The sequence below is a fragment of the Galbitalea soli genome (genome assembly GCF_010686725.1).
Taxonomy (GTDB): domain Bacteria; phylum Actinomycetota; class Actinomycetes; order Actinomycetales; family Microbacteriaceae; genus Galbitalea; species Galbitalea soli.
Genome location: NZ_JAAGWZ010000001.1, coordinates 1,211,389 through 1,228,019, shown reverse-complemented (window position 1 = coordinate 1,228,019; position 16,631 = coordinate 1,211,389). Strand labels below are relative to the sequence as shown.

The window sequence follows — 16,631 nt, the reverse complement described above, 5'->3', positions numbered from 1 at the left end:
CCAGCAGAAACACCAGGACGACATGACCACTCCAGAGCACCACCTCCCCGATTCCGTCGACACCGTCGTGATCGGCGGCGGAACCGGCGGCGCGGCCTTCGCAGCGACGTTCGCCGCCCACAGCGACGGAACCGTTCTCCTCATCGAAGCGGGACCGGACTACGGAGCTCGCATCGACGGCAACTGGCCCGCCGACATGCTCGACGCACGATCGATTCCGCTGTCTCACGACTACGAGCTGCACACCGCGAGCACGGTCGGCGACTCCCGACTCGACCTCCCGCGGGCGCGGATCCTCGGAGGCTGCTCGGCCCACAATGGCTGCACCGCCTCACTGGGTGCCCGCTTCGACTACGACGAGTGGGCGACGCAGGGCAACCCGGGCTGGACCGCCGACGAGGTCGAACCGCTCCTCGAATGGGTGCGCGACCGGTTCCAGGTGCGTCGCTACACGATGGATGACCTCACGCCACCCCAGCGCGCATTCGTCGAGGCGGGCATCCTCGCCGGGCTGCCCTTCGCCGACGACCTCGACGACCTTGCCGCTGCCGAGGGGATCGGCCCGATGCCGGTGAACGTCACCGCGGATGGGGTGCGCTTCAACAGCGCGTTCGCCTTCATCGACGCGGTGCGGGAGCGCCCGAACTTCAGCATCCTCGCTGACTCGACGGTGACGCGCATCCACATCGAGGACGGGGTCGCGACGGGCGTCTTCGTGCAGCATCCCGGCGGGGTGAATTTCATCGCCGCGAGCCGGGTTGTCGTGTCGGCCGGTGCGTATCACTCGCCCGCGCTGCTGCTGCGTTCGGGCGTCGGCCCCGCAGACGAACTCGAGGCGCTGGGCATCCCGGTCGAGGTCGATCTGCCCGGCGTGGGCAAGCACCTGGTGGATCACGCCTGCGTTCAACTCGATTTCGCCGGCCGGCCGGGGCTCGTGGAGGAGCTCGCGGCGCTTTCGTGGAATCCCGACGAGCAGACGGTCGGGCGGGCGAAGTCGTCACTCTGCGATGACGGGCCGTACGACATCCACGTCTTCATGGTCGCGGGCGCGAACAGCGGCCACCCCGGCCTTCCGCCGATCACGCTCTACGGAGGTGCCATGCGGGCGCGGTCGGAGGGGTCGGTCACGCTCGCCGCCGACCTCGACGTGGTCAACCCGGTGATCGACCATCGCTACGGCACCGATCCGGAAGGGTACGACCGGCAGGTGCTCGCCGAGTCGCTCGAGTTGCTCGAGCGCATGGTCGCCCAGCCCGAGCTGGCCCAGGTTCTCGGGGAGCGTGTGCCCGGCACCGCCGACCCGCTCGCCAACATCGTCAACTACTGCCACCCGGCGGGGAGCTGCAAGATGGGGCCGGCCACCGACCCGCTCGCCGTCGTCGACAACACCGGCAGCGTGCACGGCGTCGCCGGGCTCTACGTGGCGGATGCCTCCATCATGCCCGCCATCACCCGCGGCAACATCAACCTCCCGACCGCGATGATCGGCGCGCGAATCGCCGCGGGGCTGCTCGATCTCAGCCCCCTCGACATCGCATCCACCCGCTCCACTCAGATCGCCTGATGCAAGGAACCACGACCATGACCGACCTCACCCCCTTCGAACTCGACGTGCTCGGCCAGCCCGCCGCACTCCGGACGGCCGCCGACGCGGGGCTGGAGCCGGGGCTGCTCGAGCTGGCCTCGCGTGACTGGGAGCGCATCCTGTTCACGGGGATGGGAAGCTCGCACTTCGCGGGTCTGCCCACCTGGCGCTCCCTCACGGCAGCGGGTCGCCCGACCTGGTCGGTGGACACCGGGCAGTTGCTCGACACACCCGGCCTCATCACGGCCGACACGCTCGTGTTCGCCACCTCGCAGTCGGGCGCGAGTGGCGAGATCGTCGAACTCGTCGATCGTTTCGGTGACGGACGCATTGCCGGTGGCCAGCTCGTCGGCATCACCGCCGACCCCGAGAGCCCGCTGGCCACGGCGGCCGAACTCTACCTCCCGCTGCTCAGCGGCGACGAGGCCACCGTCAGCACCAAGAGCTACCTCAACACGCTCGCGGCCCATCGGCGCATCGTCGGCGCGTTCAGGGGAGAGGATCCCACGCGGGCGCGCGCGGAGATCGCCGCGGCCGCCGATCGGGTGACCGAGCTGCTCGATGTGACGATGGTCGCCGGGGTCGCGAAGCGCGCCCTGGGTCACCTGGATTCCCGGCTCGCCTCCGTCGGTCGACGGGATGACGCCGCCACCGCCCTCTTCGCTGGTCTCATCACCAAGGAGGCCGCGAAGGTTCCGATTGAGGGACACGTCGGCGGGCAGTTTCGGCATGGCCCCTTCGAACTCGCCGGCCCGGGGCTCACGGTGTTCCTCTATGGCGCTTACGAGGACGACGCCGACCCCTCGGTGCGGCGGCTCGCCGAGGACCTCGTCGCGGTGGATTCCTCCGTCGTGCTCATCGGCGACCTGCGCGTCGACGGCGCGACGACCCTCACGCACTCGCACGCGTCACCGCTGGAGGGGCTCGTCGGGGGAGCCGTCATCGCGGAGCTCATCGCGATCGAGTTGGCCAAGGCCAACGGTGTGACCCCCGGCGCCTTCGCATTCGGCAGCAAAGTCACCACCGCGCTATGACGTGGTCGGGCGTCGCTCCGGCACGAACGTTCGTCGGCATCGACGTGGGCGGCACGGCAACACGGTTCGTGGCGGTGGATGAGGAATTGACTGTGCTGCAGTCAGCCATCGCCTCGACGCCGGCACGCGCGACACCCGCCGAGTTGGAGACCTTCTTCGCCGAATCCGTCGCTGAGCTGGTGGTCGGATCTGAGATCGCGGCGATCGGCGTGGGGGTGAGCGGGCCGATCTCAGCTGAGGGGATCATCCAGAATCCGGACACCCTGCCGGCGCTCACCGGGGTGAATGTCCCGGCGCTCCTTCGCCACAGCGTCGGGGTTCCCGCGTACATCGACAACGATGCCGTCACGGCCGCACTCGGCGAGGCGACCGTCGGCGCGGGCAGGGGATACGACCACGTGCTGATGGTCACGCTCGGCACGGGCGTCGGCGTCAGCATGCTGAACGTCGGCGAGCCCGTGCGAGGGGCGGACGGACAGCATCCGGAGGCGGGCCACCTGGGCGTCGACGGCCCGCCCGCCCCGTGCTACTGCGGCAGACGCTGTTGCTGGGAGCAACTGGCCTCCCGCCAAGCGCTCCAGAGGAGCTGCACGGTACTCGTTGAAGACCCGAGGAACAGCTCCGCCGACATCGACCTGGTCGCCGATCGCGCGACCAGCGGTGACCCCGTCGCACGGGCCGTCTTCGACGACTACGGACGGCGGCTGGCGGCAGGCGCCGCCACGCTATTGACGGTGTTTCGACCGCAGATCCTCATCCTCGGGGGCAGCGGATCGACCTACTTCCCGCACTTCGAGCGGGCGCTTCATGACGCGCTCGCCGAGGTGACGGGCGCCTATCCGACCCCGCGCATCGCGGTGGCGGAGTTCGGGGAATATGGCGGGGCGATCGGCGCGGCGGTGCTGGCGATCGCCCGCTCGGCGTAGCCCCGGCCGGGCATCCGCCCCCTACTGCAACGGGAAGACGATGCGGGTGCGCCAGGTGCCGGGGTCGGGGCTCGTGTCGGGGTCGGTGAGGTACTCCTCGAACATGGTGTCGGTGTGGGTGAGGCCCGCGTCGACGAGCTCGCGGCCCACCGCCTCGTAGGTGACGGAGAGCTCGTCGTAGGGGCCGACGTGGATGGCCTCGACGGCGTCACCCGAGGGCAGGTCCACGATGACCGTGCCCTCGGGTGCCGTCAGCGGGCCGGTGAAGGGGAAGCCCGCCGCAACGTCCACGGTCGTGCCGGGGGTGCCGACGTAGACGGCGACGGGCGGGCCGGCGGGGTGGAGGCCCGAGGATTCGAGGGCGGCGGCCGAGGCGCCGAACGCCCGGGCGAAGAAGTCGGTCAGGGCGGTCATCGCCACGCGTTCCCGCACGGCGAGGATGCGGCGGGGTTCGAGGGTGGTGCGGTGGATGGTCATCGGGTGCCTCCTTAGTGCCAGGCACTCGCAGCGTAGGCCGCGGGGCTGGCGGGGAGGAGGGGCGAAGGTCCCGCCGGGTGCGGCGGATGCGCGGGCGAGGCGGTGCGGCGCGCCCGAACTCACCCGCCGGGACCAATGGCCCTGTCTCGGGCCCCGGGCCGCGCGGCAGCATGGTCGCGTGCGCGGCGCGGCGTGCGCCGCCGTGATCGCCGTCGATGCTGGAGGCCCTGATGACCCAACGTGCTCGTGTCGTGGAACGTGCCGGACCCTGGGGGTTCGTCTTCCTCCTCGCCTACATCGGGGCGGCGATCTACTTCATCTCGCGCTCCGACCACTCCTTCCTCGGGGTGGTGCTGGGGCTGCTTCAGGCGATCGTCTGGCCGGTCTACGCCGTCTACCACGGCCTGGCGCTGCTCGGCGCGTAGCCGCGGTACCCCTACAGCGACTCCGCGATCTCCTTGATCGCGGCAAGCCGACGATCCCACTCCGCGCCGATGCGGTCGAGGCGGCGTGCGGTGTCGCTCAGCTGGGCACCGAGCACGCGGAAGCGCAGCTCACGACCGGCGCGCACCGGCTCGACGAGCCCGGCCTGCTGAAGCACGGCGAGGTGCTTGGCGATCGCCTGGCGGGTGACGGGCAGCCGCTCGGCGAGGGCCGACGCTGAGGCCTCGCCCTCGCCCAGCGCGGTCAGGATGCTCCACCGCGTCTCATCGCCCAGCGCGGCGAACACCGGCACGAGGGCGGCGATGCTCACGCGCTGCCCTCGAGGTAGGCGACGAGTTCGTCGAGCTCCCAGTCCCAGCCGCCCCGGTTGCTCTCCATGCTGGCCGCCGGGTCGCTGAGGGTGCCGAAGCCGGTCTCCACGACCGTGAGTCGGGTACCGCCATCGACGGGTTCGAGGGTGAAGCGGAACACGGTCGAGTGGGCGTCGTCGAGCGGGTCGACCGGGGAGGCGTTGTCGTTGCCCCAGCGGTAGGCGATCATCCGTTCGGGGTCGATGGCCTCGATGCGCATCGGGAACTCGCCGTAGCCGTCGAAGCGGAGCGAGCCGCGCGAGCCCACGGAGAGACCGTCGAGCTGCGCGCCCTGCCCGAACCACTTGACGATGTGCTCGGGCTCGGTAACGGCCGCCCAGACTTTGCTCGCCGGGGCGGCGATCGTGACGGTGCGGCGCACGGTGAAGTCGTCGGCGTCGACGACGGAGGGCTGGTTCTCGGTCATGGTCATGAGTGTGATCCTTTCGCTCGGATATTGCAACCATAGAGTTGCATTAAAGCCGAGCGAATGCAACCGCATAGTTGCAGTTTTGGATCGGCACGCCCTCGAGCTGCGCGGGCGGGATGCAGCGAAGTTCCTGCGTCATGTGCCCTGTGGATAGTTCCTGAATCGAATTGCGAAGAGTGTTTGACTAGAGACGATAAATCCCATACCTTAATGGGAATTCTCGAGTTGAGAAGAATTCGATTACCCTCCCCGGAACGGAGCACGTCATGTCCCTTGCCCTCGCGGTCGATCACCGAACCAGCGAATCACGTCACCCGTCCGGCTTCGCGCCGGCCATCACGGGCGGGGTAGCACGTCAGCGGCAGGAGGCGAATGTCGCCGTCTTCGCGCTCGTCGCTGCGGTCGCCGGCCTCGCCCTGGCGGTCGTCATCTACATCTGCTCGGTGTGCAACGCCCGCTCGTTCAGCGCGTGCCTTCGTGCCGTGCAGCGCTTCTGGATCGGAGGCTGTTGAGCTCGGAGGGTCGCCTCGCCGCCGAGACCGCACTCGCCGGTGCCGTCGTATCGATGGCTCCGGGGGTGCGGCTCGTGGGGCACTCGCTGAGAGACGCGGACGGGGTCATCTGCGAGCTCAATGAGGACGGGCGCGAGCTGGTCGCGCACCTGAGCGAACCCGTGGAAGTGCGCACTCTGGGGAAAGACCTCGGAGCTGCGGGGCGAGACTTCGTCCTCGAGCTCGCACGATGGGGCCTCGTCTCCGTCGACCGATCCGGGTGGGACGAGGTGGCCGAGAGTGTGCGAGCCGCGCCGCGATTCGTGCTCGAGGCGTTGATCACCCGCCGCCTGCCCTCCCCGCGACAGCAGCTCCGACGGCTCCACTCGCCACATGTCGGTGGGCTCCTCGAAGCAGTCGTTCTCGCGTACAGAACAACGTGGTGGGGCGGATGCCTTGCCCTCGCTGTCGCGCTCACTGTCGGGTTGATCGCGTCGCGGGCGCTGCCGTCGCTCGGCGTGGGCGGCCTGCTCCCCATTGCGTTCATCGGGAGCGGCGTCATCGTGGCGCTCATGACTGCGGTGATTTCGCACGAACTGGGGCATCTGGTCGCGGTCCGCATCCTTCACGTGCGCGTCCATCACGTCTACTCCTGCGCCGGCTCCATGGGCCTCAGCTTCGAGACGTCGCGTCGACTCGCCGCAGTGGCGATCTCGGCAGCCGGCCCGCTGTGCGGGGCGGCGAGCATGGTTCTGGCGTGCGCAGTCGTCGTCCTGGTGCCGAACAGCAACTGGGTCATGATCCGAACGGATGGCAGTCGGGTGGCACTCGCGGGCACCACTCTGGCATTCGCGCTTGGTCAGCTTCTGCTCCTGACTCCGATTTCGCGCGACGGTCGCCACATCCTGCGTGGAGCCGTCGGCGCCGTACGCCGCACGAGTAGAGGAGGGGTGGCCAACGATGCTTCAGATCCGTGACCTGCACGTGCGACTCGGCGCTTTCGAGCTCGGCCCGGTCGATGTCGATGTCGAGCACGGCGCTGTACTGTCGCTGATCGGCACGAACGGATCGGGAAAGAGCACCCTCATCCGATCCGTACTCGGCTTGCTGCCCCGGTCGGGCGGCACCGCGACCTGGCATGGTCACTCGGTTCCCGAACGGCGCCCCGAGGTGCTCTCGACGATCGGCTACATGACCGATTCCAACAAGGATCTGCTTGCGGAGTTCACGGCGCGCGAGTTCTGGAACTACTGCCGACTCGCCAGTGAACGAGCGAGGGGCGATCGCCTTCCGGATGCCCTGACTCACGCCGAGAGATACGCGTCGTTGATCGGCCTCCCGATCTACGATGACCGGCCGCTCTCGGCACTCAGCCTCGGCAATTCGCGCAAGGCGCAGCTGATCGGCGCGCTGATCGGGGATCCTGACCTGCTCTTCCTCGACGAATCCTTCATCGGACTGGACTTCATCGCCGCCCGCGCGGTCGAAGAACTGCTCGTGACGCTCCGCGCTGAGGGTCGAACGATCATCGCGTCCAGCCACGACCTGGATCTCGCGGGTCGAGTCGCCGACCAGGTTCTGGTCTTGCACGACGGACGTGTCGCGCTGAATTCGTCCGTCAGCGACCTCGGTGGCAGTGGGAAGCTGGAGGGCGCTGTCCGGCGCAGTCTCGATCAGGCGAGGGCATTGCGGTGATCCGACTCCTCGCCGGTGCGGCAGACCTGCTGCTGCGCAGAGTGACCGGCTCGCCGCTCCGCCGCACTCGTCGCTACTCGATCCTGGTTGTCGCCGTTCTGTGCGGATCGGGGATTTCGCTCGGGAGCAGCGTGGCAGCGACCCAGCACTACGGAGGTCATCGGGGAGTCGATTCCTACCTGCTGCCGCCGGCGATGGCGATCGTGCTGGCTCTCGCTGCAGGGCTACTGGTCATTCTCGCTGAGGCCGTCCGCGACAAGTCCGGCAGGCTCGAAGGCGCCCTCAGCGCACTTCCGCTGGGTCGCCGGCACATCGCGATTGTGGTGTGGGCGCCCGTCGTGACTCTTCTGGCAGGCGTGGGGATGCTCATGATCCCTCCCGCCATCTCGGCGCTCGTCGCGCTGGGGCAGCCGCTCGGCAGCGCTATTCGTGGTGTGGTGGCGAGCCTTTCATTTGGGATCTTCCTCGGGGGAGTGAGTCTCGCCGTCTCGCATTTTCTGCTGCGGAGCGGCCGGTGGAACGGTGTGCGGTATCCGGTCGCCATGATGCTGTGGATCGTGCTCGGTGTGGTCGACATCGGATACTCCCTGGGCGCGCTGGCGGATTCGGACCCATCAGGCGTTGGCCTGCTCGTCATGCCCCTGCTCATCACGGAGCTCGCCCGCGGAACGTCGTTCAGCATCCCTCTCACAATGCTCTGTGTGGTTCTCGCGCTCGGCGCGCTCGCACTACTCGCGACGTCGCTCAGTGGGGCGGGTGCGTCTGGACGAGCGGGACGCGTCCGCCTCCGGTGGAGGGCGGGCGACCAGCTGTCGCGCGTTGTCGCCGAGACCCTGTACTACCTCCGCGAGCCGACGACCGCGGCGAATGTCATTTCCGCCTTCCTCGTGGGGGTGAGCGTCGCCGTCGTCATGTGGCTCCTGCCGCCGAGACTCGCCACACAACTCCTCGTGCCTGCGCTCTACGGAATCGCATTGTTTGCGGCGGCCCCGGTGCGGGTGCTCCGGGGTGTGTTTCCGCGCAGGCACCCGCCCCAACAACTGATCGGGATGTCCGCTCGCTCGTGGACTCGCACGCAGTGGAGCGCCGCGCTCCTCCTGGTCGCGCTAGCCGCAGTGCCGGCAATCGCCGCCATCGTCCTCCCTCAGCCGAACCGCCCGGAGAGCATCCTCACCTTCGTGAGTGCGATCTCGCTCAGCACGGCCTGCGCGCTCGTCGCCGGGTGGGTCGCCCCGGTCCAACTCGACAACGCGCTGGGTCAGGTGATCGCGACCGTGCTCACGTCCAGCGTCACCGCGCTGCTACTGGGGATGCTCCGATCGAGTCACGCGGGTGCACCGCTGCAGGCGCTCATCGGCCTCGCCGCACTGCTGCTCAGCGGGGCACTCATACACCGAACGGAAGCTCGGCGCTGGGGTGACAGGGTCGCTCCTCCGCCGACGCACGCACACCAGAGAAAGAGTGAATTATGACTGTGACACCGGCACGCCGCCTCCGCCTTCTCGTCGCTGCTCCAACCATCACGGCGATCGGTTTGTGGTGCATCGCCATCGTCATTCTGGGAACACAGTTCGTCGGTGCGACCCAGGACGCGCGAAGCGCAACGTCGGATGCCACGTTCCCCCGGATGGCCCTCGGCCTGCCCATCCTCGAAGGGTTCCGAATAGGGGCTCACTTCGGCGTTCACCTGCACTGGGGCGTGCTGGTGTTCCTGGTCGTGCCACTCATCGTCGCCTTGGCTGTCGCGGCTCTGGCGCTTCGCGGAATGAGGCGCAGTGCTCCCTAGTCTGCTCATCTGGTTCCTGGGCGCCACCGCCACCATCGTGGTTGAACGGATGGCGCGCCCAGTGCAGCGCCGAGGTACCCCAACGCCGGCTTTTCTCACCGACGCCGTGCTCCAGCTCACCCTCGCCGTGGCATTGGCGGGCCCCCTCCTGCTGGCGATCATCGTGCCCAGGCAGGCGACCGTCGGCTGTCTCGTGTCGGGGTCCTTCCTTGTGCTGGCGGGTAGTGCACTTCGTGCGTGGGCGATGGTTGTACTCGGCCAGAGGTTTCAGCTCACGCCCGTCGAGCAGCCCGATGTGCCGACGCTGATTGTGCGGGGGCCGTACGGCGTCGTGAGGCACCCGGGGTACGTCGCGCTGCTCGCCCAGTTCGCGGGCCTCGCCCTCATCCTCTCCGACCCCCTGGCACTGCTGTTCTGCGCGCCGACCATCGCGGGGACCGTCATCCGCATCCGCGCGGAGGAACAGCTCCTGACTCGTGAGTTCGGCCCTACGCACGAGACGTACCGGCAGTCGGTCAGATGGAAGCTGGTGCCGTGGATCTACTAGCCGAACCGACCAGCGAGCGGGATCCCGAGGAGGAGCTCGCCGAGGTGATTGCCCACCGGGATGCCCGACGCATCCTTGGGCGACGCCTCGCCGTCGCCGCGCTCGCGCCCTGCCTGATCATCGCGACGCTGCTCGTCTCGGTGCTTCTGCGATCGCTGACGTGAGCCCGCCCGCCCGACCGGCCCGAATCCACCCGCCCACCCGACCCCGCGCGGGCGTAGCCTAGATCCATCGTCGAAGGAGATGATGGGCCATGCAGGCTTCGGTTGGTGAACGGATCGTGATCCACGGGAAGACGGTCGAGTCGTCAGACCGGCACGGGCAGATCGTGGAGGTGCGCGGAGCGGACGGCGCGCCACCCTACCTCGTGCGGTTCGACGACGGGCACGAGACCCTCGTGTTCCCCGGCCCCGACGTCGTCGTGGAGCACCGCGCGAGCGCGTAGCCGCTGAGCCCAGCGCCCGGCTGCCCCCATCCGCGCGCCCGCCTGCGCCGCCGCCAGCGCCACCACCCACGCCCGCCAGCCCCCACCTGCGCCCCCACAATTGGGTGCATTCCTCGGCTTCTCACGCGCCGCGCGCACGCGCAGACTGGAAGCCGGGGTGGCCGGCCCTGGCGCGTCGGCTCGTTGGGGGACGAACCGTGGGGTCTGCAGGGCAATCGGCGAGCACTGAGGGGCGCCGACTCATCGCCCTCTCGCGCGAGCACGACCGACTGGCCGCCGAGGCCCGCACCGCCGCAGAGCGGTGGATGATCGCCTCCCGCACCGAGCGCCACGTGGCGGGCAGCCTCGCTCCGCTCGCTGCCGCCGGCTACACGTTCCTGCACGACCGCGCCTGGCCCGGGTCCCGCTCGCGCGCCCAGATCGACCACGTCCTCATCGGTCCCGGCGGCGTCTTCATCCTCGACACGAAGGCCTGGGCCGAGGTCACGATCGCGGGCGGCCGCGTCTTTCGCGGCCAGCTCGACGTGACCGACGACTTCGACGGTCTCGCCGACGTGGCCTACGGCACCGAGGCGGTCCTCGCTGAGCTGGGGCTCGCCCCCGGCGAGGTGCACGTCGTGATCGTGCTCGCGGGGCGGGACTTGCGGCCGACGCCGATCGGAACGGTCACCGTGGTGGGGGAGAGGAACGCTGCGGCGTTCATCCACGCGCACGGGTTCCGATTGACCGAGGCGCAGATCGACACCGTGGTGCGCGCGACGATGGACCACTTTCCCGTGGTGGCGGAGTGTTCGCAGTCGGTCGACGCGAGCGTGCGGGAGCCGGTGCTCGCGGCCGCCGAGCCGGAGCCGCTCTTCGAGGTCGAGGACATCACCGAGATTCTGCTGGCGGGGTTGCGCGCGGAGCCCATCGAGGCGTGGATGGCGTTTCTGCACCCGAGTCAGGCCCGTCTCGTGCGGCGAGAGTTCAACGGGCCGTCGCGCATCCGCGGGGCCGCGGGCACCGGCAAGACCGTGGTGGGGCTGCATCGCGCCGCCTACCTCGCCCGCGCGCGGCCCGGGCGCGTGCTCGTCACGAGCTATGTGAAGACCCTCCCGACCGTGCTCTCGGCGCTCATGGCCCGGATGGCGCCCGAGGTGGGGCGACGCGTGGAGTTCGCGGGGGTGCACGCCTTCGCCAACCGGCTGCTGAAGACCCGCGGAATCGCCGTCAACCTGAAGCCGAATGAGGCCGACCTGCTGTTCAAGGCGGTCTGGCGCGAGTTCGGCATCGGCGGAACGCTCGAGCAGACCGACCCCGACCCCGACTACTGGCGCGACGAGCTCAGCAAGGTCATCAAGGGGCGCGGCCTCAGCACCTTCGAGCAGTACGCGAACCTGGCCCGCACCGGCCGGCGCCGTGCGCTCGGAATCGACCAGCGGCGCGCGGTCTGGCGCATGTTCACCGCGTACGAGAAGGGGTTGCGGGCGCGGGGCATCCACGACTTCGACGACCAGATCCTGCTCGCCGAGGCCTCCCTGCGGGCCACCCCCTGCACCGACTACTCGGCCGTGATCATCGACGAGGCTCAAGACCTGTCGTGTGCGATGGTGCGGATGCTCCACCTCCTGGTGGGCGATGCGCCCGACGGCCTCACCCTCATCGGCGACGGTCAGCAGTCCATCTACCCGGGCGGGTTCACGCTCGCGGAGGCGGGGATCAACATCGCGGGGCGCGGCGTGGTCATGTCGACCAACTACCGCAACACGCGCGAGATTGTCGAGTTCGCGGCGCACGTGATCGAGGGCGACCAGTTCACCGACATCGAGGGCGCGATCCAGACGATCGACGGCATCCAGGAGGTTCCGCGCACCGGTCCCGGGCCGCGCACCGCCCGGTTCAGCTCACCGCGGGCCCACGACGCCGCGCTCGGGAGTGTGGTGCGCGGCCTCGACGGACGCTGGGGAGACATCGGTGTGCTCTGCGCGACCAACTGGCAGGTGCGCGACGTGAAGGCGGCGCTCATCAGCTCCGGGATCGCCGTGATGGACCTCGCCGAGTACGCCGGCCTCCCCACCAATGTGGTCAAAGTGGGCACGATCAAGCGGGCGAAGGGCCTCGAGTTCCGCCATGTGCTCGTCGCGCGGGTCGACCCGCGACTGGTCGGCACCGAGCCGGGCGATGACGAGGCGCTGGCCATCCGTCGTCGCGAGCTCTATGTGGGGATGACCCGCGCCCGTGACACGCTCTGGGTCGGCGTCTGCCCCTAGCGCTCCTGCGCCCGCGCGGCACACCGACCACCGCGCGCGCCCCTCGGCCCGCGTGAGCCACCGCGCGCGCCCGCCCGCCCGCGCCGGTGCCCGCGCCCGCTGGAGCGCCCGCTACCCGGCGACGTTGCGGTTGGAGATCACCGTGCCGATCTGGGGCGTCAGAATCGTGGTGCTCTTCTGCCCGGCCGTCAGGTCGTATCCCGCGATGCCCACCGAGGTGAAGCTGTAGGTGGGGTTGTTCTCCAGGTCGCTGTAGCCGCCGGCGTACAGCTGGCCGCGCCAGGTGTACCCGTTCTTGCCGCTGAAGGAGCACGGCGTGTAGAGCATGGCGTCGATGGGCGCCTGGATCTGGAAGCTGTTGTTGACCGCGAAGTCGCCCTCGCCGGATGCGCAGGTCGGCTTGCCGTCGGCCGTGTTGTCGGGGGTGACGAACCAGACGTGGTGACCGGCGCCGTCGGCGGAGGCGAAGTTGAGCTGGTTGATGGAGCCCCAGCTGAACATGGGGGCGAAGAACACGACGTCGCTGGTGAGCTTGAAGGTGGTGTTGTTGGTGACCTGGATTCCGTTGGTGCACGCGAGAGCGTTGATGATGATGGGGTTGCCGGGGATCGTGCCTCCGGTCGACCCGCCGTACTGCGTGCAGCTCGACCCGCTGAGCGTCTTGACCTCGTACGGCGTCCCCAGCGAGTCCACCCAGTCGGAGGGCGTGTAGGGAATGTCGACCCAGTTCGGCGTGCTCGGCAGCACGCCGCTCTGCGTGTAGGTGCCACCGACCTGCTTGCCCGGAGGGTTCGGCGTGACGCTCGACGAGGAGAGGTTCTCGCTCACGTTGCCCTTCGACCCGAGGGTCACCGCACCGGAGACCCACGCGTTGCCGTTGATGGCACAGCTGTTGCTGCCGAGGTCGAGGTTGCCGTCGACGACGATGTCGCCGTTGATCACGGTGTTGTTCTTGCCGCAGACCAGGTTGCCCTTCTTCACGACGAGTCCGGCGCCGGGGCTCTCCGACATGTCCATCGAGGAGTTGGCCTGCACGATACCGCCCGCATAGAGGTAGACCGCGACACCGCTGGGCGTGACGCCCGGCCAGAGGTAGTTGTAGATCGCCTCGACCTTCGCGGTCGTCCCGTTGCCGCTCGGGCCGGGTGCGGTGCCGGTGGAGAGGATGCGCACCTGAGGCGTCATGTTGGCCACCGCCGGGCATCCGTTCACCCAGGCCCCGCCGGAGAGCACCTGGATGACCGCCGAATAATTGGGCGTCCCGCTCGAGGCGTACACACCGGGGGTCGGCTGCAGCACACAGTTGCCGAAGGTGAAGAGGCCCACGCGAGCGGCGGCCACGCCGGCATCGGCGGCGGCCTGCGACTGGATGCTCGCGCGCGTCGTGCGGCTGAACGAGAAGCCCGCGACCACCGACGAGAGCACGAGGGCGCAGACGATGAGGCCGACGGCCATGACGGCGATCACGCCGACGAGCGCCGCGCCACGATCATCGCTGCGGTCGAGGTGACGCCTGATTCTCAATAACACTGCGGGCTCCCGGTGCTTCCGGCTCGGTTGTAGACCGAGGTGTTGATCATCTGCGGCGGGTGGCTGCCGCCCGGCGAACTGGTGAAGGCGAGGTTGAGCTTCCCGCCGGTGATGGAGAAGATGCCGGTGCCGCTCGCCGGGCTCACGACGGAGTCGAGGAGAGTCCACCCCTGCAGCTCGGTCGCCGTAGGGGCCACCGAGATCGCGGTCGGCGAGACCGTGTATCGCAAGGAGTTGTCGGTTGCCGAGTAGTACCACGCCGTGCACACCCAGGTGATCGTGGGCCCGTTCTGCGCGGTGCGGCCCACGAGAAGCTGGTCGTTGCCGGTGGGGTTGGTCAGCCGGAAGTCGGAGGAGTTGCGAATGCCCGTCTGCACCGACTTGAGCACCAGCTGGGCCGCGCCGGTGGTGGACTGCAGCGCGGTGACCGTGCTCGAGGTGCGGGTGAGCGTCACGACGAGGCCGCCGATGAGGGGCAGGATGATCAGCATCAGTGCCGTCGCGACGAGCAGCTCGATCAGGGTGAAGCCGCGGTCGCCGCCGGGCTGGCGTCGGAAGATGTTCATGCTCAGGGTCCCGTCAGGTAGACGAGCGTGTTCGCGGACACCTCGGTCACGTTGGTGTCGAGTCGGGTGACGGTCACGGTGACGGCGATCGTTCCCGGGTAGCTCGCGGGGCAGGAGCCGACGGTGCGCACCGTCTGGAGCTGGGTGCCCGTACCCGCCGTGGTGGTGGTGTTGGTGGCCGGGAGTGCGGCGCAGCTCTTCTGGGCGCGGGCATCCTCGATCGACTGCGAGGCGAGCGATGTGGCGCTCACGAGCGCCGCGTTGGACGACGACTGTCGCAAGCCCTGGATCAGCACCGGCAGCAGCGAGACGGCCAGGAGAAGGAGGAGGAACATCGCGACGATGGACTCGACGAGCGTGAAGCCGCGGTCATCGAGGGCGCGCGTCAATGCGGTGCGCAGTCGACGAGGCAGCCACATTGTGATTCACCCCCACGGGATTTGGGTGCTAACAGACATACATGTACACCCCCGTAATCGCAGTCGGGGTTACGGGGTTACGCGCAATCGGCCGGATTCGCGGCCCCAGTTCGGGGGCAAGTCGTCGTGGTGCCTTGTGCGAGAGCATAGAGGAGGTGGTTGTGGGGCGCATCCGTTCGGATTTTCGCCCGATGACCAGCGGGCGACGGATCGGGGGATGCGGTGGCGATAGCGACAGCCAGCATCTTCACGTCTGCCTATCAGGAGCACTCCCGCTCGGTGCTCGGTTACCTCCGTTCGCAGGGGGTGGACGACCCCGAGGCCGTCACACAGGACGTCTTCCTGGCCCTCTACCGCTCCCTCGAGGGGTCCGACGGCGGCTCCGCGGGCATCCGCTCGCTCATTTTCAGCATCGCCCACGCCCGCGCGGTCGACCACCATCGCCGACGTTCGACCAACCCGCGGCTCTCCGAGTTCGACCCGGAATTGGATGACCGCACCGCACCCTCACCCGAAGACATCGTGTCGACGCGCCTCTCCGACGTGCGCGCGCGGCTGCTGGCCCTGCCGCCCGACTACCGCGACGTGCTCTCGCTCCGCATCTTCGGCGAGCTCAGCATCGACGAGACGGCACGGATGCTCGGCAAGTCGCACGGCGCCATCAAGCAACTTCAACGTCGCGCGCTCGACGCGCTGCGCGTCTCAGTCGCGGCGAGCGGAGGAGGAGAGCTATGACGATGTCGCCCGTGGACCGGATCCTTCGCGAGTCCGAGCTGTCACACGATGAGGAGTTGCGGCACTTCCTCACCGATCTCTCGTCGATGACGCCGCGCGAGGTGCCGACGCCATCGCTCGATGTCGCGCGCCTCCTCCTGCGCCCGGAGCGCCGCCGCCGAAGCGGTCGTCAGTTCGGCGTCGTGGTGCTCATCGTGGGTGCGACGGTCGGCTTCGGCGCGACGGCGGCCGCCGCGGCCAGCCCCGAGTTTCGTCACGCGGCCCAGCAGGCGATCGCCGCGGTGCTTCCGGGGTTCGCCCCCGCCGTCGCGACCGGGCCGGGATCGCCGGCCCACTCGACGATTCACCTGAACGGCACCGGCACGGCCGGCACGACGCCGAGTTCGTCACCGACGGGTGCCGCGGGCGACGGCACGGGTGCGGGTGCGTCCGGCATCGGGGGCGCCGCGACGGGCACGCCCACTGACACGGCCACTGACACACCCACGGACACACCCACCGGCGCGAGCACGGGTGCGCCGGGCAAGGACTCCGGGCGCGGAGCCACGGGCAAGCCGGCGACGACGGGCAAGCCCGCCACGACGGGCAAGCCGGCGACGACCGGTAAGCCCGCGACGACGGGGAAGCCGACCACCACGGGGAAGCCGACCACCACGGGGAAGCCGACGACCACGGGCAAGCCCGCGTCGCCCGGCAAGTCGGGCAAGTCGACCTCGTCGGGCGCGTCGACCACCGCCGTCACGCCGTCGGCGACCCCGACCGCGACGGCCACCTCCACCGGGTCTGACTAGCACCCGCGCGGCTCCGCTCTCCCGGGTCCACTCCCGGTTCACGTATTCCAGCCCGCGTCTCTCGGGTCCACTCCCGGTTCACGTATCCCAACCCGCGCCTCCCGGTTCCACTCCCGGTTCACATTGCAGGA

Annotated in this window: 21 protein-coding genes; 15 read left to right on the top strand and 6 right to left on the bottom strand. The window is 69.2% G+C overall.

Annotated features, from left to right (window positions below; genetic code table 11):
- Positions 1–22: 22 nt before the first annotated feature.
- From G3T37_RS05840 to G3T37_RS05830, 3 genes are read left to right on the top strand one after another with little or no spacing between them, the layout of a single operon-like run.
- Positions 23–1,564, top strand: coding sequence for a GMC family oxidoreductase (locus G3T37_RS05840; protein WP_163472477.1), 1,542 nt, complete (start codon positions 23–25; stop codon positions 1,562–1,564).
- Positions 1,565–1,581: 17 nt separating this feature from the next.
- The gene (locus G3T37_RS05835) at positions 1,582–2,619 is read left to right on the top strand and encodes an SIS domain-containing protein (protein ID WP_163472476.1); all 1,038 of its coding nucleotides are present in this window, start codon (positions 1,582–1,584) and stop codon (positions 2,617–2,619) included.
- Complete coding sequence (locus G3T37_RS05830) at positions 2,616–3,545, top strand: ROK family protein (RefSeq protein WP_163472475.1); 930 nt, start codon at positions 2,616–2,618, stop codon at positions 3,543–3,545. Before G3T37_RS05835 ends, G3T37_RS05830 begins: the two co-directional genes overlap by 4 nt.
- 21 nt (positions 3,546–3,566) lie before the next feature.
- On the opposite strand, the gene G3T37_RS05825 is transcribed toward G3T37_RS05830, so the two are convergent.
- Positions 3,567–4,022, bottom strand: a complete 456-nt coding sequence (locus G3T37_RS05825) for a GyrI-like domain-containing protein (protein WP_163472474.1) — start codon at positions 4,020–4,022, stop codon at positions 3,567–3,569.
- Positions 4,023–4,252: 230 nt separating this feature from the next.
- Between G3T37_RS05825 and G3T37_RS05820 the strand changes: the two genes are divergently transcribed.
- Positions 4,253–4,447 (top strand): hypothetical protein, encoded by a 195-nt coding sequence (locus G3T37_RS05820; RefSeq protein ID WP_163472473.1) that lies wholly within the window; start codon positions 4,253–4,255, stop codon positions 4,445–4,447.
- Between the two features lie 11 nt (positions 4,448–4,458).
- On the opposite strand, the gene G3T37_RS05815 is transcribed toward G3T37_RS05820, so the two are convergent.
- Both G3T37_RS05815 and G3T37_RS05810 read right to left on the bottom strand, forming a co-directional pair.
- Positions 4,459–4,776, bottom strand: a complete 318-nt coding sequence (locus G3T37_RS05815; RefSeq protein WP_163472472.1) for a metalloregulator ArsR/SmtB family transcription factor — start codon at positions 4,774–4,776, stop codon at positions 4,459–4,461.
- Positions 4,773–5,249: an SRPBCC family protein gene (locus G3T37_RS05810; protein WP_163472471.1), complete on the bottom strand. Its 477-nt coding sequence runs from the start codon at positions 5,247–5,249 to the stop codon at positions 4,773–4,775. The genes G3T37_RS05815 and G3T37_RS05810 overlap by 4 nt, the downstream gene beginning before the upstream one ends.
- A 263-nt stretch (positions 5,250–5,512) precedes the next feature.
- Between G3T37_RS05810 and G3T37_RS05805 the strand changes: the two genes are divergently transcribed.
- The 9 genes from G3T37_RS05805 (at position 5,513) to G3T37_RS05765 (ending at position 12,459) form a co-directional block, all read left to right on the top strand.
- Entirely contained in the window at positions 5,513–5,758 is a 246-nt protein-coding gene (locus G3T37_RS05805) for a hypothetical protein (RefSeq protein WP_163472470.1), read from the top strand.
- Entirely contained in the window at positions 5,755–6,714 is a 960-nt protein-coding gene (locus tag G3T37_RS05800; RefSeq protein ID WP_163472469.1) for an MDR/zinc-dependent alcohol dehydrogenase-like family protein, read from the top strand. The genes G3T37_RS05805 and G3T37_RS05800 overlap by 4 nt, the downstream gene beginning before the upstream one ends.
- Positions 6,698–7,432 carry an ATP-binding cassette domain-containing protein gene (locus G3T37_RS05795; RefSeq protein WP_163472468.1) on the top strand — a complete coding sequence of 245 codons (735 nt, stop codon included), beginning with the start codon at positions 6,698–6,700 and terminating at the stop codon, positions 7,430–7,432. Before G3T37_RS05800 ends, G3T37_RS05795 begins: the two co-directional genes overlap by 17 nt.
- Positions 7,429–8,904, top strand: a complete 1,476-nt coding sequence (locus tag G3T37_RS05790; RefSeq protein WP_163472467.1) for a hypothetical protein — start codon at positions 7,429–7,431, stop codon at positions 8,902–8,904. Before G3T37_RS05795 ends, G3T37_RS05790 begins: the two co-directional genes overlap by 4 nt.
- Positions 8,901–9,218 carry a transcriptional regulator gene (locus G3T37_RS05785; RefSeq protein ID WP_163472466.1) on the top strand — a complete coding sequence of 106 codons (318 nt, stop codon included), beginning with the start codon at positions 8,901–8,903 and terminating at the stop codon, positions 9,216–9,218. The genes G3T37_RS05790 and G3T37_RS05785 overlap by 4 nt, the downstream gene beginning before the upstream one ends.
- Positions 9,208–9,765, top strand: a complete 558-nt coding sequence (locus G3T37_RS15090; protein ID WP_163472465.1) for an isoprenylcysteine carboxylmethyltransferase family protein — start codon at positions 9,208–9,210, stop codon at positions 9,763–9,765. The genes G3T37_RS05785 and G3T37_RS15090 overlap by 11 nt, the downstream gene beginning before the upstream one ends.
- Positions 9,753–9,929: a hypothetical protein gene (locus tag G3T37_RS05775; protein WP_163472464.1), complete on the top strand. Its 177-nt coding sequence runs from the start codon at positions 9,753–9,755 to the stop codon at positions 9,927–9,929. Before G3T37_RS15090 ends, G3T37_RS05775 begins: the two co-directional genes overlap by 13 nt.
- Positions 9,930–10,018: 89 nt before the next feature.
- On the top strand, positions 10,019–10,210 hold the full coding sequence (locus G3T37_RS05770; RefSeq protein ID WP_163472463.1) for a DUF1918 domain-containing protein: 192 nt from the start codon (positions 10,019–10,021) through the stop codon (positions 10,208–10,210).
- Positions 10,211–10,407: 197 nt separating this feature from the next.
- On the top strand, positions 10,408–12,459 hold the full coding sequence (locus G3T37_RS05765; RefSeq protein ID WP_163472462.1) for a UvrD-helicase domain-containing protein: 2,052 nt from the start codon (positions 10,408–10,410) through the stop codon (positions 12,457–12,459).
- A 111-nt stretch (positions 12,460–12,570) separates the two neighbouring features.
- Here the strand turns inward: G3T37_RS05765 and G3T37_RS05760 are convergent, their stop codons facing one another.
- From G3T37_RS05760 to G3T37_RS05750, 3 genes are read right to left on the bottom strand one after another with little or no spacing between them, the layout of a single operon-like run.
- Positions 12,571–13,989, bottom strand: coding sequence for a hypothetical protein (locus tag G3T37_RS05760; RefSeq protein WP_163472461.1), 1,419 nt, complete (start codon positions 13,987–13,989; stop codon positions 12,571–12,573).
- Positions 13,980–14,555 carry a type II secretion system protein gene (locus G3T37_RS05755; RefSeq protein WP_163472460.1) on the bottom strand — a complete coding sequence of 192 codons (576 nt, stop codon included), beginning with the start codon at positions 14,553–14,555 and terminating at the stop codon, positions 13,980–13,982. Before G3T37_RS05755 ends, G3T37_RS05760 begins: the two co-directional genes overlap by 10 nt.
- A 2-nt stretch (positions 14,556–14,557) precedes the next feature.
- The gene (locus tag G3T37_RS05750; RefSeq protein WP_163472459.1) at positions 14,558–14,944 is read right to left on the bottom strand and encodes a prepilin-type N-terminal cleavage/methylation domain-containing protein; all 387 of its coding nucleotides are present in this window, start codon (positions 14,942–14,944) and stop codon (positions 14,558–14,560) included.
- A 252-nt stretch (positions 14,945–15,196) separates the two neighbouring features.
- Here G3T37_RS05750 and G3T37_RS05745 point away from each other — a divergent pair, with 252 nt between their 5' ends.
- Complete coding sequence (locus tag G3T37_RS05745; RefSeq protein WP_163472458.1) at positions 15,197–15,709, top strand: sigma-70 family RNA polymerase sigma factor; 513 nt, start codon at positions 15,197–15,199, stop codon at positions 15,707–15,709.
- Positions 15,706–16,500, top strand: a complete 795-nt coding sequence (locus G3T37_RS05740; protein ID WP_163472457.1) for a hypothetical protein — start codon at positions 15,706–15,708, stop codon at positions 16,498–16,500. Before G3T37_RS05745 ends, G3T37_RS05740 begins: the two co-directional genes overlap by 4 nt.
- Positions 16,501–16,631 lie beyond the last annotated feature (131 nt).